15 protein-coding genes and 1 tRNA gene are annotated in these 16,193 nt (G+C 39.9%); 9 read left to right on the top strand and 7 right to left on the bottom strand.

All coding sequences use genetic code 11. From position 1 onward, the window contains the following. Positions 1-8: 8 nt before the first annotated feature. From LS69_RS06025 to LS69_RS05995, 7 genes are all read left to right on the top strand, one after another. Positions 9-1,253 carry an NCS2 family permease gene (locus LS69_RS06025; RefSeq protein WP_238699203.1) on the top strand — a complete coding sequence of 415 codons (1,245 nt, stop codon included), beginning with the start codon at positions 9-11 and terminating at the stop codon, positions 1,251-1,253. Between the two features lie 7 nt (positions 1,254-1,260). After that, positions 1,261-3,750 (top strand): heavy metal translocating P-type ATPase, encoded by a 2,490-nt coding sequence (locus tag LS69_RS06020; RefSeq protein WP_138123158.1) that lies wholly within the window; start codon positions 1,261-1,263, stop codon positions 3,748-3,750. A 139-nt stretch (positions 3,751-3,889) separates the two neighbouring features. Then, entirely contained in the window at positions 3,890-4,306 is a 417-nt protein-coding gene (locus LS69_RS06015; RefSeq protein WP_194145440.1) for an AAA family ATPase, read from the top strand. An 83-nt stretch (positions 4,307-4,389) separates the two neighbouring features. Then, on the top strand, positions 4,390-6,216 hold the full coding sequence (gene ilvD, locus LS69_RS06010; protein WP_138123154.1) for a dihydroxy-acid dehydratase: 1,827 nt from the start codon (positions 4,390-4,392) through the stop codon (positions 6,214-6,216). 80 nt (positions 6,217-6,296) lie between these two features. After that, positions 6,297-7,139: a type II restriction endonuclease gene (locus LS69_RS06005; RefSeq protein WP_034370047.1), complete on the top strand. Its 843-nt coding sequence runs from the start codon at positions 6,297-6,299 to the stop codon at positions 7,137-7,139. After that, positions 7,123-7,980: a site-specific DNA-methyltransferase gene (locus LS69_RS06000; protein ID WP_138123152.1), complete on the top strand. Its 858-nt coding sequence runs from the start codon at positions 7,123-7,125 to the stop codon at positions 7,978-7,980. Before LS69_RS06005 ends, LS69_RS06000 begins: the two co-directional genes overlap by 17 nt. Positions 7,981-8,015: 35 nt before the next feature. Next, complete coding sequence (locus LS69_RS05995) at positions 8,016-8,414, top strand: hypothetical protein (protein ID WP_138123150.1); 399 nt, start codon at positions 8,016-8,018, stop codon at positions 8,412-8,414. 5 nt (positions 8,415-8,419) lie between these two features. On the opposite strand, the gene LS69_RS05990 is transcribed toward LS69_RS05995, so the two are convergent. The 6 genes from LS69_RS05990 to LS69_RS05965 form a co-directional block, all read right to left on the bottom strand. Further along, on the bottom strand, positions 8,420-8,758 hold the full coding sequence (locus LS69_RS05990) for a hypothetical protein (protein ID WP_138123148.1): 339 nt from the start codon (positions 8,756-8,758) through the stop codon (positions 8,420-8,422). 9 nt (positions 8,759-8,767) lie between these two features. Then, complete coding sequence (gene guaB / locus LS69_RS05985) at positions 8,768-10,219, bottom strand: IMP dehydrogenase (RefSeq protein ID WP_138123146.1); 1,452 nt, start codon at positions 10,217-10,219, stop codon at positions 8,768-8,770. 9 nt (positions 10,220-10,228) lie between these two features. Further along, entirely contained in the window at positions 10,229-11,569 is a 1,341-nt protein-coding gene (gatA, locus tag LS69_RS05980) for an Asp-tRNA(Asn)/Glu-tRNA(Gln) amidotransferase subunit GatA (RefSeq protein ID WP_238699201.1), read from the bottom strand. 136 nt (positions 11,570-11,705) lie between these two features. Further along, positions 11,706-12,875 carry a replication-associated recombination protein A gene (locus LS69_RS05975; RefSeq protein WP_138123142.1) on the bottom strand — a complete coding sequence of 390 codons (1,170 nt, stop codon included), beginning with the start codon at positions 12,873-12,875 and terminating at the stop codon, positions 11,706-11,708. Positions 12,876-12,999: 124 nt separating this feature from the next. Then, positions 13,000-13,707 carry a TIGR00730 family Rossman fold protein gene (locus LS69_RS05970; protein ID WP_138123140.1) on the bottom strand — a complete coding sequence of 236 codons (708 nt, stop codon included), beginning with the start codon at positions 13,705-13,707 and terminating at the stop codon, positions 13,000-13,002. Positions 13,708-13,754: 47 nt separating this feature from the next. After that, positions 13,755-13,831 (bottom strand) — tRNA-Arg (locus LS69_RS05965). A gap of 76 nt (positions 13,832-13,907) precedes the next feature. Here LS69_RS05965 and LS69_RS05960 point away from each other — a divergent pair. After that, positions 13,908-14,777: a zinc ABC transporter substrate-binding protein gene (locus LS69_RS05960; RefSeq protein WP_138123138.1), complete on the top strand. Its 870-nt coding sequence runs from the start codon at positions 13,908-13,910 to the stop codon at positions 14,775-14,777. A gap of 57 nt (positions 14,778-14,834) precedes the next feature. On the opposite strand, the gene LS69_RS05955 is transcribed toward LS69_RS05960, so the two are convergent. After that, on the bottom strand, positions 14,835-15,104 hold the full coding sequence (locus LS69_RS05955; RefSeq protein ID WP_138123136.1) for a helix-turn-helix transcriptional regulator: 270 nt from the start codon (positions 15,102-15,104) through the stop codon (positions 14,835-14,837). Between the two features lie 96 nt (positions 15,105-15,200). Between LS69_RS05955 and LS69_RS05950 the strand changes: the two genes are divergently transcribed. Beyond that, a complete protein-coding gene (locus LS69_RS05950) occupies positions 15,201-15,758 on the top strand; it encodes a hypothetical protein (RefSeq protein WP_138123134.1) in 558 nt (185 codons plus the stop codon). The last annotated feature ends 435 nt before the right edge of the window (positions 15,759-16,193 follow it).

Here is a 16,193-nt window from a genome sequence, read left to right as displayed (position 1 = left end):
CCGAATTTATGGCAGGTTTTACGATTTTTTTATCTATGCTTTATGTGATTCCGGTTTCTTCTGAAATCCTCTCCCACGCAGGAATGCCAAAAGACGCACTCATCACTGCTGTAACGCTTGTTACGATTCTCTCCACATTCGCTTGTGGATTCTACGCAAACACGCCTGTAGCGATGAGTGTGGGTATGGGATTGAATGCTTATTTCACCTATGGAATCGTGCAAGGCGCAGGAATCCCATGGCAACAAGCCTTAGGAATCGTGTTTATCTCGGGCGTTGTGTTTGTGATTGTCTCCTTTAGTAACTTTAGAATTTGGATTCTCAAATCCATTCCTAAAAACCTGCGTTTTGCCCTTTGCGTCGGTCTTGGAGCATTTCTTGCAACGATTGGACTTAAAGGCTTAGGATTCTTTGTGTTACAAAATGGCAATCTATTATTAGGCGATTTAAGCAACGCCTCTACCCTCTTAGGCACACTTGGCATTTTGTTAATCCTCTTCCTCTATACCATTAAAATCAAAGGCGCGTTTATTTTAGGAATCGCGATTCTTAGCATTGTGGGCTTTTCTTTTGGAATCGCACAAACACCCACACAGATTCTTTCTTCCCCCGCTTCCCTTGCACCACTTGCCTTTCAATTAGAGATTCTAAGCGTCTTGAAATTTTCTTTTATTCCAATTATTCTAACCCTTATGATTACGGATTTATTTGATTCTTTAGGCACACTCTCTGGAATCGGAACAAAAGTGAATTTATTTCACGCATTAGAGGGCAACCACAAAAAACACGATCAGGCATTAGAAAAAACCTTGCAAGTTGATGCGATTGCAACCACAATGGGAAGCCTTTTTGGCGTCTCTACTACGACAAGTTTTTTAGAATCTGCAAGTGGTGTAACAATGGGAGGCAGAAGCGGACTTAGTGCGATTTTTACCGCACTCTTTTTTTGCTTCACACTCTTTATGTTGCCTTTGTTTTTGAGCATTCCCTCTTTTGCGATTTATCCAATTCTAGTTGTCGTAGGAGTTGCGATGTTTTTAGAGATTGTGCGGATTGACTTTAGCGATTACCCTTCAGCAGTTGCGAGTTTTTTCGTCATCTTGCTAATGCCTTTGACGACTTCTATCACCATCGGGCTAAGTGCGGGATTTTTGGTGTATTTGCTCCTCTTAATCCTCCAACGACAATGGCGGCAAATCCATCTAGGCTTGATTTTCATCGCGCTCCTTAGTCTGCTACCTTTTATTCTTTAGAGATTCTATGAAACATATTTGCGACCATTGCCATTTAGAATTTGACACCAAAGTGCTAATCCAAACAGAAATCAACGGCGCGAAAAAATACTTTTGTTGTCGGGGCTGTGAGGGTGTTTATAAGCTTCTTAACAATGCAGGATTGGGAGATTTTTATAGCAAATTAGGAAACAACACACTAGAACCCGCGCAAGAGATTCCAACCTTTGAAAGTTTAGAATCCTTTGATTCTACGCCTTTTTTTGAACGCTTCGTAACCCCCAAAGAATCCTTATGTGAAATCTCTTTGATTTTAGAAAGAATCCATTGTATTGCTTGTGTGTGGCTTAATGAAAAAATCCTTTCTAAAACCAATGGAATCGCAAAAGTCAATATCAACTACACCAACAACAAAGCAACGATTCTTTACGACCCAAAAATCATTAAAATTTCAGAAATTATCCAAACAATCCACCAAATCGGCTACGACGCACACGCCTACGACCCGCGCTTACAAGAAGCCTATGCAAGAAAAGAAAAGCGCGACTACTATATCAAAATGGTTGTTGGAATCTTTTGTGTGATGAACATTATGTGGATTGCTGTGGCGCAATACGCAGGGTATTTTAGCGGAATCTCGGAGGATATGCGCAACATTCTTAATTTCGCGGGATTTGCGCTCTCTACGCCGGTATTGTTTTTTAGCGGGATTATCTTTTGGCGCGGGGCTTGGATAGCTCTCAAATACAAAACCCCCAATATGGATTTGCTTGTTATTAGCGGGGCAAGTTTAGCCTATTTGTATTCTATTTATGCGAGTTTCAAAGGGGGCGAAACTTATTTTGAATCTGTGGCGATGATTATTACTTTTGTGTTAATTGGCAAATTCCTAGAAGTGCGGGGCAAAAAAAGTGCCATAGATAGCCTAGATAGGCTTAATGCGCAAATGCCTGTGAGTGTGCGAGTTTTGAAGATTCCACAATCCCAAACAACCCAATTCAACTTAGAATCCCATGCAACACAATCACAGACCGCTTCTCAAGAATACTTTGAAGAAATCGCCATAGAATCTGTGCAAGTCGGCGATATTGTGCAAGTGCGCCCGGGTGAGCGTGTCGCACTAGATGGGACATTACTAAGCGCAGAAGCACTTTGTGATGAAAGTGCGATGAATGGAGAATCCTTACCGCAAGTTAAGATTACTGGGGATTTCATATATTCTGGCTCTTTAGCACTGAATTGTCCTTTTAATTATCAAGTTTGCAAAGTCTTTAAAGATTCGCTGATGATGAAAATTGTAGGATTGGTAGAAAACTCCCTCAACGCGCGTCCAAAGATTCAAGAAAAAGCAAACCAAATTTCGCGTTATTTTTCGCTCGTGATTCTCTCTTTAGCTTTTGGTACTTTTTTGGTTTGGGAATCCCTACTACACGCCCCATTTGAACGCTCGTTAATGGTGATGATTTCTGTGATTATCATCGCTTGTCCTTGCGCCCTTGCACTTGCTACGCCTATTGCCTCTTTGATTGGCTTAAGCGAAGCGTTAAAGAACAAAATCCTTTTCAAAGAAGCGCGATTCCTAGAAACAATTGCCAAAGCGAATGTTTTGGTGCTAGATAAAACAGGGACATTAACAGAGGGTAAGCTCAAAGTGCTAGAGGTGCAATACTTCACACAAGCAAAAACTTTGGATTCCACACATTTAGGAATCTTACGCGCAATGCTCACACAAAACGCCCACCCTATCAGCAAGGCGGTATTGGAATTTATAGGCAGAGGTGAAGAAATCACACTAGATTCAATGGTACAACTCAACGCGCGTGGAATCGTGGCACAAGCCAACAAAGAAACCTATTTAGGTGGCAATCTAGCACTTTTGCAAGAACATGGCACTACGATTCCTTTTGCATTAGAAGAATCTCAAGGAAGTGTTTTTTATTTTGCCAAAGATTCTGTGATTTTGGCGAAATTCACCCTGCAAGATACGCTCAAAAAAGATGCGAAAGATTCTATCCAAACACTTCAAACGCAAGGCATTTCGTGTGTGCTTCTAAGCGGCGATAATGAGGGAGCGTGTGCAAATGTGGCAAAAGAAGTTGGAATCACAGAATATTACGCTGCGCAAAGCCCCCTTGATAAAGCAAATTTTATTGATAGCTTACACCAACAAGGCAAAATAGTCGTAATGGCAGGGGACGGAATCAACGATTCTATTGCGCTTGGCAAAAGTGATATTGCAATTGCTATGGGTGGAGGCATTGATATTGCAATCAGCGTCAGCGACATCGTCGTGCTAGATAATAGTGTGCGAGGCATTGTAGAATCTTTCGCTCTTGGACGCAAAACCTATCGCTTCATTTTGCAAAACCTCGCCCTTTCTTTGCTCTATAACGCCCTTACGATTCCACTTGCGATGGCAGGTTTTGTGATTCCGCTGATTGCTGCACTCTCTATGTCGCTTAGCTCTTTGCTTGTCGTGGGCAATAGCTTTAGGATTAAAGACAAAGGAGAATCTTAAGAATGTCAAAATTTTATGAGCAGCTAGAAAGCTTATGCAAAGAGGTTTTGCATAATAAAGCCATAAGAGAGAGAGAGAGAGAGAGACGAATGAAATCTTAAAATCACCTGAATATAGCCCCATCAAGGGTAAGGTTATCGTGGCAATTTGTGGAGCTTGCGGAAGTGGCAAAAGCACTTTAGGAGGCAGAATCCGAAAACAAGGCTTTGGTTGTTTTGCTCCTTATCAAATTGCTATGATTGATGATTCTGTGATGAGCCTTAATCTTTTTCTCATTCGCCCAAAAATCAAATTCCCCACAAACAAAACTGACAATCTCAAACCTTTTTTAAGATTCCTACCTCCTTATGTTAAGATTGTTTTTTATATCTCTGCTAATTTACAGCGTTTGGAGTTTGCAGATATTTTAGTGCGTGTTTCTTGCGACGAACAAACAAGAATCAAGCGCATAAAACAAAGAGAAAGGGGAAATCCCCAAAAAATCCAAAGTCTCATTGATTGCACGATTAACGATAAGATTCCTTATCATTATAAACTTGAATTAGACTTGACTTAGAAAATTACGCGACTTCAAAAGATTTTGTCGCAAAATTTGCTAAAATTTGGGATTTGAAACAAATTTAAAACAAAGGTGATTTTATGCGAAGTGATATTATCAAAAAAGGATTCCAAAAAGCCCCGCACAGAAGCCTTTTGCGCGCCACAGGGCTAAAAGACGAAGACTTTGACAAACCCTTTATCGGCATTGCCAATAGCTATATTGACATCATTCCCGGGCATTTTTTCTTAAACAAATACGCACAGATTGTCAAAGACGAGATTCGCGCTGCTGGCGGTGTGCCGTTTGAGTTTAACACGATTGGTGTTGATGATGGCATCGCTATGGGGCATAGCGGAATGCTCTATTCGTTGCCAAGCCGCGAACTGATTGCCGATAGTATCGAAACGATGATGAACGCACATAGCCTTGATGCGATGGTTTGTATCCCTAATTGCGATAAAATTGTCCCCGGAATGCTGATGGGCGCGTTGCGGGTGAATGTCCCGACAATCTTTGTCAGCGGCGGACCGATGCGCGCGGGGCGGCTTGAAGACGGGACGATTCTCGACCTAAACTCGGCGTTTGAAGCGGTGGGCGCGTTTAACGAAGGCAAGATTGATGAGCAAAGATTACACGAGATAGAATGCAAAGCTTGCCCTAGTGGTGGGAGTTGTAGCGGAATGTTTACTGCAAACTCGATGAATACCCTCTGTGAGGCAATGGGTGTCGCGCTGCCCGGGAACGGGACGATTCTAGCCCTTAGCCCCGAACGCGAAGAGCTTTTGCGCAAAGCCGCGCGGCGGATTGTCGAGATTGCGCTTGATGAGAAAAAAACCGAACAATTTAGATTCTGCAATATTTTGAACAGAAAAGCTGTGCATAACGCGTTTGTGGTCGATATGGCTATGGGTGGCAGCACCAATACGATTTTGCATATGCTAGCCATTGCCAAAGAAGCAGAGGTGGATTTTAATCTTGATTCGATTAATACGATTGCAAGCCAAGTTGCGCATATTGCAAAGATTGCGCCCGCGCTTGGCACGATTCACATGGAAGACATTCACCGCGCGGGAGGGGTTAGCGCGGTGATGAATGAGGTGGCGAAGAGAAATTCGTCTCTTGCGCAATCTTTAAATGAGTGCGGCGATTTGGCTCGGTCATTTGCGTCTAGCAAACTCCCTTCGCCTCATCTTGCACAACATTCAAATCTTACGCAAGATACTAGAATTTCTAATGATATGAGCAAGAGTATTCTATACCTTGATGCGCTGACGATTACAGGCGAGACTTTGGGCGAGAGAATCGCGAATGCAGAGATTGTTGATAGTGAGATTATTCGCCATAATGAGAATGCGTATTCGCAAATGGGGGGGCTAAAGATTCTCTATGGCAACCTCGCGCGTGAGGGTGCGGTGCTAAAGGTCGCCGCGGTGGCAGAAAAGATGAAAGAATTTGAAGGCAGTGCGGTGTGTTTTAACTCGCAAGATGAGGCGATTAGGGGCATTGCAGGGGGCAAGGTCAAGGCTGGGAATGTTGTGGTGATTCGCTATGAAGGACCAAAGGGCGGACCGGGAATGCAGGAAATGCTTAGCCCCACGAGTATGATTATGGGAATGGGGCTTGGTGAGTGTGTCGCGCTGATTACCGATGGGCGATTTAGCGGCGCGACAAGGGGCGGGTGCATTGGGCATGTTAGCCCCGAAGCGGCAGAGGGCGGGCTGATTGCGCTTGTTGAAGACGGCGATAAAATCGCGATTTCTGTAAGCAAAGGGAGCTTGGAACTGCTCGTGGATTCTAAAGTTTTAGAAGCGCGTAAGGCGCGTTGGAAGCCGATTCAAAAAGAGATAAAAAGCAAGTGGTTGCGTCGCTATGCGCTGCTTGTGAGCAATGCTGCAAATGGCGCGGTGCTGAAGACGGAGTTGTAGGGGAAAATGAGCTTAGTCAAAATTGCAAATGATAGATTTTACTCTAAGGTTATAAAAATTAGACAAGAAATGTGGGATAAATGCCAAACACTTTAACTTTTGAGGAATTTTTAAAAACACTGCAAACTACCAATAGACGCTTAAACTTTTTTGTGGATTGGCAAAAATGTTTAAGCAATAGAGATTCTGTTAGTATTTGCCTCAATCATTTGAATTTTTTATTGGGTAAAAATAAAGATGAAATGCAAGATTGTGTGCATAAACTCTTTGCTGAATATCCAAAGGCTTTTGAGGTTTTGCACATTTTGATTGCAGTGAGGGATAAAAAAGAAATGGTTTTGGATTCTAATAATAGTCTTTGTGCTATAGAATCTTATTTTTATAATGCAGACAAAGCTTATAATTTTATTTGTGAAAGTGGCTTGTGCGAAGTTTTTAGCGATAGAAAGATTAAGGATTTGAATGATTTTGTATTTGGTATTGAAGTAGGACTTGATAGCAATGCAAGAAAAAATCGTAGTGGTAACACTATGGAATCTTATCTTGAAAATCTTTTTGCAAGGGCTAATTTGCATTTTAAAAGCCAAGTTAATATCAAAGATTTTAACGATTTGCACCAATCGTTTGGAGCTGATATTAAAAAATTTGATTTTGTCATTTGGGGTAAAAACGCTACCTATTTTATAGAATCTAATTTTTATACAAGTGGTGGAAGTAAGCTTAATGAAACTGCAAGAGCCTATCAAGATTTAGCTTTAAGATTCAAAACCTTTTCTTCTTATAAATTTATTTGGATAACAGATGGGCAAGGTTGGTTAAGTGCTAAAAACAAACTCCAAGAGGCTTATAAATCTGTAGAAATTTATAATTTAAGCAACATTAATGACTTCATTCAAAAGGTAAAAAATGGAATTGCTCAATAAAAACTTGTCTCCTATTTTTATAAGTGAAGATTCTCTCTTTAGGCTTTATCAAGGGGATTGCAATCAAATATTGCCTGATTTTAAGGGACAATTTGATCTTATCTTTGCCGATCCTCCTTATTTTCTCTCTAATGATGGCTTGAGTATTCAGAGTGGCAAAATAGTTAGCGTTAATAAAGGAACTTGGGATAGAGAAGAGAATATTAACGATATCGATGAATTTAATGAAGAGTGGATACGCAATGCAAAAATTGCCCTAAAAGATACAGGGAGCATTTTAATTAGTGGAACTTATCATAATATTTTTTCTTTGGGGCGAGTCTTGCAAAAACTTGATTTCAAGATTCTTAATCTCATCACTTGGCAAAAAACTAATCCTCCACCCAACTTTAGTTGTCGCTATCTCACGCATTCGACTGAACAAATCATTTGGGCAAGAAAAAGCCCAAAACATAAGCATATTTTTAATTATGAAATCCTTAAAAGGCTTAATGGAGATAAGCAAATGCGTGATGTATGGAGTTTTCCAGCGATTGCCCCTTGGGAAAAAGCTAATGGCAAACACCCTACGCAAAAGCCTTTGAATCTACTTGTGCGATTGCTTTTAATGGCAAGTAATGAGGATTCTATTATCTGCGATCCTTTTAGTGGAAGCTCCACCACAGGAATAGCAGCTAATCTGCTAAATAGAAGTTTTATAGGTATAGAAAAAGAAAATGAGTTTATCAAAATGTCAGTGGATAGAAAAGTGGAGTTAGATAAAAATAGAAAAGAGACAGAATCTAAGATAAAAGACATATCAATACGATTGTCTGCAAATCTTAAATTATCTACTAAGTAAAACTTCCTAAAAACAACACAAAGGAGATTAACCAAATGAAATTCTTAACCAACCTTTTCAAATCCAAGCGCAAAAAGTTTGAAGAGTTACTCAAACAAACCCAAATTATCAGAATTAGGACACTCGAAGAGGGTTGTGATGATGAAATCGTCATCATTCCCCCTGTTGATGAAGATTTGATAGATTCTCTTCATAGCTTATTGCAAAAAGGTGTAGAGGTTAGATTAGAAGACATTAGCCTCATAGAAGATTCTATTCAAGATTGCAAACAAGACATTTGCGACAACCCAAACACATACGATTGCCCACAGGAGATTCTAGCAGATGAGAACACATTACAAGATTGGATAAATCAAACAATCGCCACATATCCTAGAATCTTTATCTTAAACAAGATTTTAAATCTTTTAAAACAATATTTACGCACCTCTTAGTGTTTTTACGATTCTTCCTCATCATCGTCTTCCAAATCCGGGGGGAATTGGAAAAACGCGCTTTCCATTTCTAAGATTCCAAAGCGATAGACAATATGCGCATTACTCCCACTCTCACGCAGAGATTCCACTTCACTATTGACGAACTTTTTTAATCGTGCAATCAACGCAACAATTTCCTTTTGCCATTCCTCACTTATTGGCATAAAAAGCAAATATTCCGGATTGTTCAAATAAATATCCGGTTTATTTTGCGCAAACTCTGTGCGTAGTTTCGTTAAAATTGCCTCGTAATCTTGCGCATTTGCGTGATACAAGCTATAACCAAAAAGCAACTTTGGCATTTAAATCTCCTAATGACTAATATGATAGTTTGGAGCTTCTTTGGTAATCATCACATCATGCACATGGGATTCTCTAAGCCCACTTTGTGTAATTTCCACAAACTCCGCCCTCTCCCACAATGTTGGAATATCCTTTGAACCCAAATATCCCATAGAAGAGCGCAAACCGCCCAACATTTGATGCACAATATCCGCGATTCTGCCTCTATAAGGAACGCGCCCTTCAATCCCTTCTGGCACGAGCTTTTCTTGTGCAGTGCCTTCTTGGAAATATCTATCCGCACTGCCCTTATTCATCGCCCCCAAACTTCCCATACCGCGGTAAGTTTTGTATTGTCTGCCTTGATAAATGATCATTTCGCCCGGAGATTCTTCAGTCCCTGCTAAAATGCTTCCCACCATTACGCTAGAAGCTCCTGCTGCGAGTGCTTTGGCAATATCGCCTGAATATTTGATTCCACCATCGGCAATTACAGGAATCCCTGCTTTTTGACAAGCTTGTGCCACATCATCTATCGCCGTAATCTGTGGCACACCCACTCCCGCGACAATTCTAGTTGTGCAGATACTTCCCGGACCAATTCCGACTTTCACCCCATCAGCTCCCGCGTCAATCAATGCTTGTGCGCCCTCGCTTGTAGCGACATTTCCAGCGACAATATCCACCGCCAAATGCTTTTTAATCTCTTTGATAGTCTCCAGGATTCCTTTGCTATGCCCATGCGCAGAATCCAAAACAAGCACATCAACTCCCGCCTCTACAAGAGCCTTAGCCCTATCGTATTGAAACACGCCAATTGCCGCCCCCACACGCAAACGCCCAAAATCATCTTTGTTAGAGTTAGGATATTCAATCCGCTTTTGAATATCTTTAATCGTAATCAACCCTTTTAGGATTCCTTTATCATTAACCAAAGGGAGCTTTTCAATCTTGTGTTTATTCATAATATTGCGCGCTTCTTCCAAACTCGTGCCAACTTCCGCAGTAATCAGCGGTGCTTTTGTCATCACCTCTTTGACATGGCGGCTTAAATCCGTTTCAAAGCGCATATCACGATTGGTTAAGATTCCAATCAAATTTCCATTATCATCTACCACAGGCACACCAGAAATCTTATAATTATCCGTAATTGCTTTTGCTTGAAACAAAGTAGAATCCGGGCTGATATAGATAGGATCAATAATCACACCACTTTCGCTTTTTTTGACTTTTTTAACTTGTGCGACTTGTGATTTTTCGTCCATATTTTTATGAATGATTCCGATTCCGCCAAGCCTCGCCATTGCGATTGCAGTGCTGTATTCTGTTACGGTATCCATTGCAGCAGAAACTAACGGAGCATTTAAAGCAATATTGCGTGAAAGTTTGGTTTGCAAAGAAACTTCTTTGGGCAAAATCTCCGAATAAGCAGGAACTAACAAAACATCTTCAAATGTCAATGCGCGTTTTCTAATTTTCATAAATGCTCCTTAGCGTAATGTGTTTTCTAGGTTAAGTGCCAAATCCAGCAAGGTTTGCTCACTAAAAGGCTTCCCAATAAGCTGCATACCAATAGGCAATCCCTCATCTTCATCAACAGGAAGTGAAAGCGCGGGAAGCCCTGCGAGATTAATACCAATCGTATAAATATCCTCTAAATACATTTGCAGTGGGGTTTTGCAATCTTCAAAACCAAAAGCAACGCTTGGCGCAACAGGAGAGAGAATCACATCACAATCTTGCAGAATTGCATTGTATTGTTGCGCAATTAATGTGCGCACTTTTTGCGCCTTGACATAATAAGCATCATAATAACCGCTACTTAGCACAAAAGAACCAAGCAAGATTCTGCGCTTAACCTCATCGCCAAAGCCAAGCGAACGCGTCTTAAGATATAATTCCTTAAGATTGCTAATCTCTTTAGCACGATTCCCATAACGCACACCATCAAAACGCGCCAAATTAGAACTTGCTTCCGCAGTGCAAATCACATAATAAGCGGAGATAATATAGCTTGTATCTAGCATTTCTTTTTCTACAATCTTATGCCCATTTTTGCTTAGAATCTCAATTGTTTTTTGGTAAGCATTTTGGATATTAGAATCCGCGTCTTTAAGGAGGTTTGGTAGAATCGCAATCGTCATTTTAGAATTTGGATTTAGATTGTTAAAAGTGCTTTTGGATTCTAAATTTGCACTTGTAGAATCCATTTTGTCATAACCTGCAATCGCATCATAAAGAATCGCACAATCTGTAACATTCTGCGTGATAGGTCCGATTTGGTCTAAACTAGAACTATAAGCCACAAGCCCATAGCGGCTAACTCTGCCATAAGTAGGTTTCAATCCCACACAACCACAAAATGCAGCGGGCTGCCTGATACTCCCACCCGTATCACTTCCAAGCGCAGCAAGTGCAATTCCACCTGCGACTGCCGCGGCACTTCCTCCGCTACTTCCACCTGGGACTTTATTGGGATTTTTAGGATTTAGCGTTCTACCATAAAAACTACTTGCAGTCGTGCTTCCCATCGCAAATTCGTCCATATTGGTGCGTCCAAAAGGCGCAAAACGCGATTTTAGCAGATTTTCTACCGCTGTTGCGTTGTAAGGCGCGATATAACCTTGCAAGATATTACTCCCACAAGTGATTTCCCAACCCTTGACATTAATATTATCTTTAATAGCAATGGGTAAAAACGCGCTATCATAATCTTGCAACTCTCCGACATAGGCGTTTAAAGTGCTTTGCTTTATCTTCTCTTTTAGATTTGCTTTTAGCTCCCTAATGCCATCAATATCTAGCTTTAACGCCTCTTGTAGTGTTGGAATACTCATTCAATTCTCCGCATAGATTAAAAATTTTGGAATTATAAAGAAGTTTTGTTGAAAAGTGGTTAAACCAAGAATCTTAAGTCGTAGTTTCAAAGCTAAAAATCCACAAAAAGCAAAAATAAGATTCTTAGATTCAAGTTTTTGTCTTTCCTTTAATCTTGTCTAGCCATTCCTTCAAAGTCTTTTCAAACCCTTTGGGTAACCACTTAACAAACTGCAAATCCTTATCCAAATACTTTTGCTCCACCCAACCCCCAAAATCGTGCGGATAAAGGTAGTTTTTATGAAATTGCAAAATATGAGGTGGAATCGGCTCATTGGGGTGCTTTTCCACATAAGAAATCGCACTATCAATTGCTTCATAAGCACTATTGGATTTGGGCGAACTACTTAAATAAATCACACATTGCGCTAAAATAATCCTTGCCTCTGGATAGCCAATTTTCGCGACACTTTGCATGGTAGAATTTGCAAGATTAAGCGCGTTAGGATTCGCATTGCCAATATCCTCACTCGCCAAAATCACAAGGCGACGCGCGATAAATTCAGGATTCTCTCCCCCTGCAATCAACCGTGCAAGATAATAAATCGCTGCATTTTCATCGCTCCCCCGAATGCTTTTAATCATCGCAGAAATCAAATTATAATGCATATCCAACTCACTTGTCCCGCTCAAAGAAGTTTTGCGAAAAGTCTCCAAAAGCTCCACGCTCAAAGGCAAATCCGTGCTTAACGCGCAATCTAGCAGATTCAGCATCGCCCTTGCATCGCCTCCGCTTGTCTGAATCAAAAACTCTTGAATCTCTTCTTGTAAATCATAAGATTCTAAAATCTGCTTTAAATCTTGTTCTTTTAGAGGATAAAATTCAAATACCATAGAGCGCGAACGAATCGCTTGTGTAAGCGCAAAATAAGGATTCTCTGTCGAGGCTCCCAAAATCAAAGATTGGTGATTCTCCATAATGGGCAAAAGCGTTTCTTGTTGCGCCTTGTTTAGGCGATGCACTTCATCAATAAAAATAAGTGGCTTTTGCAAAGTGTTTTGATGAGATTTCAAAATCCCGCGCAAATCTTCGGTTTTAAAATTTGTTGCATTTAAAGAATAAAATGGATAATCCATTGCTTTCGCGATGAGAATCGCAGCGGTTGTTTTGCCACTTCCCGCAGGTCCGAAAAAAAAGCTATGCGGAATCTTGCGCGTCAAAATCAGGCGCATAAAAGGCGCATTTTCGCCAAAAAGATGTGCTTGTCCGACAAAATCTTGAAAACTTTTAGGTCTTTTATTGTATGCTAAATTTTTCATTTTTATTCTTTTGGGGAAAAGTATGTCAAAGTTTATTCCTTTATTGCTTGGGTTTTTCGCCGCCTTTATGGTGCTTTTTATGATGTATGGCACAGGGAATCCTGTGTTTTAAACGCGATTCCATTTATTTTTGATTCTCTTTTAAAATTTTCAAAACCTCTTTAGGCTTGTTGGCGATTTGGATTAATTCTAACTCGTCTTTGGAAATCGTACTTTCTTTTAGCATAGTGCTTCTTAGCCATTGGACAAATCCTCGCCAATAATCCTTGCCATACAAAATAATCGGGATTCTTTTGTGTTTGCCAGTGGCGATTTGCACCAAAACTTCGCTTAACTCATCTAAAGTGCCAAATCCACCCATTGCCACAACAAATGCAGTAGAATTGTAGTTAAAGACTAATTTTCTGCTAAAGAAATTTTGAAATTCTAGCGGCACTTCTACAAAGGGATTCATTTGTTGCTCGTGGGGAAGTTGGATATTTAAACCAATAGAGATAATGGAATCTTTTGCGGGTTGCAAAGAAGCATTTTTGGCGGATTGCTCATTTCTTTGGAATTCTATCTTGCATCTTTTCTTATCAAGCTTACCATTTTTCAAATCGTTTTTATACTCCACAAGCCCACGATTCGCCGCTTCCATAATCCCGGGTCCGCCACCTGTCATTACAGAATAGCCCTCTTTGCCTAATCTCCTAGCCAACTTCCTTACGCTTTGATAGGCTTTGGTGTCTCTACCCACACGCGCACCGCCGAAGATTGTAACAATATTTTCTAAATTCTCTAAAGTGCTTAATCCCTTTTTAATCTCTATTTCTAGCGCACCTAAATCCATATTTCGCCTTTTATAATGTTTGATTGATAAGTGTCAAGAAAGCATAGTGGTACGCTCAGAGGGAGTCGAACCCCCAACCCTCAGATCCGAAGTCTGATGCTCTATCCAATTGAGCTATGAACGCATTAATTTCGCATTTTTAAAAAAATAAGTTAAAATAATATCCCAAAAAGTTTTAATAATTACTAAAAAGGAAAAAGATGAAAAATATATTCTTCATTTTATGCTTCTTATGTCAAATCGCCTTTGGGCGCGAAATCATTGTTGTGAGCATTCCTATGCAGCAAGAGTTTGCGCAAAAAATCGCAGGGGAACAATACGAAGTCGTCTCGCTTGTCAAATCCGGCGTCAATCCGCACGATTTTGAACCAAAATTCTCCGATGTTAAGAAAGTTAATTCTGCTGTGGCTTATTTTGGAATCGGAATTGAGTTCGAAGACATTTGGCTTCCACGATTTAAGGCACAAAACAAAGCAATGCAAGTCTTTGATAATAGCTTAGGAATCACGCGGATTTTTTGGGAGCATTCTCACTCCAAGCACGAATCCCACGATTCCATGCAATCGCACCATTCACACGAGAGGGGAGATACACACATTTGGCTTTCTCCAAACAATGCCAAACAGATTGCAAAAAACATTTACGAATCACTTAAGACTTTGGATTCTAGCGCGGATTATACAAAGGCTTATGAGGCGTTAATTGCGGAGATTCAACAAACTCATTTGCAATTAGAACAAATCCTAAGCACTTTGCCGCAACACCAGCAATTCGTTGTTTTCCACCCCATGCTTGGGTATTTTGCTAGAGATTATCATTTAGAAGAAATTGCAATTGAGATTGAGGGCAAAAGCCCAAAAATGCAGGAAATGGTGCGCGTAATTGAAACCATTAAAAAAAACAAACTTAAGATAATCTTCGCCCAACCCGAATTTTCTACCAAAGCAGCGGAATTTATCGCCAAAGAAAGCGGAGCTAAACTCGGATTTTTCTCCCCGCTTAAAACCCCTTGGAGTGAGAATCTTTTAGAGTTTGCCAATACTTTAAGCAACAAGAATTTAGAGCCATAAGATTCTACTTGTTTGCTGTGTGGAATCTCATTTAAGGATTCCACGCCCCATAAAGCTTTAGGGTTTATCCCCCATTTCCTCTAAAGAAATTCCTGCAAAAAACTCACAAATATCCACTTCTAAGACTTTGGCGATTTGCAGGAGATGTTCAATATTAAAATGCGCCCCTTTAAGCCCAATTTCAGCAAAAGAAATAAGGCTTACTGAATTATGCCCTATGGCTAGAGAAAGTTTGAGTTGGGAGTAATGCTTTTGCTTTCTTATTTTTGCGACATTTGCACCGATTTGTTTATAAATTTCTCTTACTTCTTCAGGTTCTAATGGCAATAATTTACCTTATAATAATAAGTTATTTTTAATTTTATAAGTTGTAGAATCCAATTTCAACTTATTATAATAAGTTAAAATTCACAAGGAGTTTTAATGAAGAGGTTTTTATACTTGAGTTTAATCGGTTTATTTGCGTTGCTTTTTGTAGGTTGTGGAATTAAAACACAAACATATCATTCATCAGCAGACAATATGTTAGAATTGAAAAAATACAACACAAAAGTCAAAGTTGGTGCTTTTAGTGCAAATAATGCGGGAGAAAACCATATTTTATGTAGGTTGGCGGAAACAATTTCTACGCCAAGCGGAGAGACATTTTCGGAATACATTAGAAAGGCTCTTATAGAGGAACTTAAAATAGCAGGATTGTATGATGAAAATTCCGATATTGTTATCATAGGAAATCTCAATAACATCTATGGTAGTAGTATGATAGGGAATGCTTATTGGTCATTTGATATAACAATTTCTCAAGAAAATACTTCAAAAACATTCAATGTCCAATCCAAAACAGATTATCCATCGGCATATTTGGCTTTTACCGCTTGCACCAATATGGCTTCAACTCTAAATACAGGCGTAAAAGATTTGATTAATAAAATCATTACACATAAAGAATTTGCGGATATTATGCAAAATACAGGCAAATAGAGCGGGGTTTTAAATAAAACATTTTTACGCATTTGGATAAGACAATTTTCTTTGAAACAGAGGAAATTTAATGTTTTTGAAATGTAGAATCCTTTTTAGGATTCTACTTGTAAATTCAAGGGGATACAATGGGTATACCTACTTTGGATAAGCTTAAATAAAAAGGAGATTCTATGGGATTAGCATTGAGTATCGCGCTAGGGATCATTCTAGCATTCATCTTGTAGCCATTTATCCTCACTATTTTTCAAATCATTTTCTTTGGTGGCATTGGTGCTGGGGTGGCGACTTCAGAAAAAACGGGGAATCCTCTTCTTGGAATCATCGTTAGTGTTGGGATTTTTGGTATTGTGATTTGGGGCATTGTGGCGTGTGTGGGTTAGACTTATGTATGTGTGAATTAATTAAACGCGATTCTTGTTATAAGGTGTGAGA

The sequence above is a fragment of the Helicobacter sp. MIT 05-5294 genome (assembly GCF_000765675.1).
Taxonomy (GTDB): domain Bacteria; phylum Campylobacterota; class Campylobacteria; order Campylobacterales; family Helicobacteraceae; genus Helicobacter_D.
Note: the sequence above shows the minus strand (reverse complement) of the source record. Positions and strands in the feature narration are given on the sequence as shown.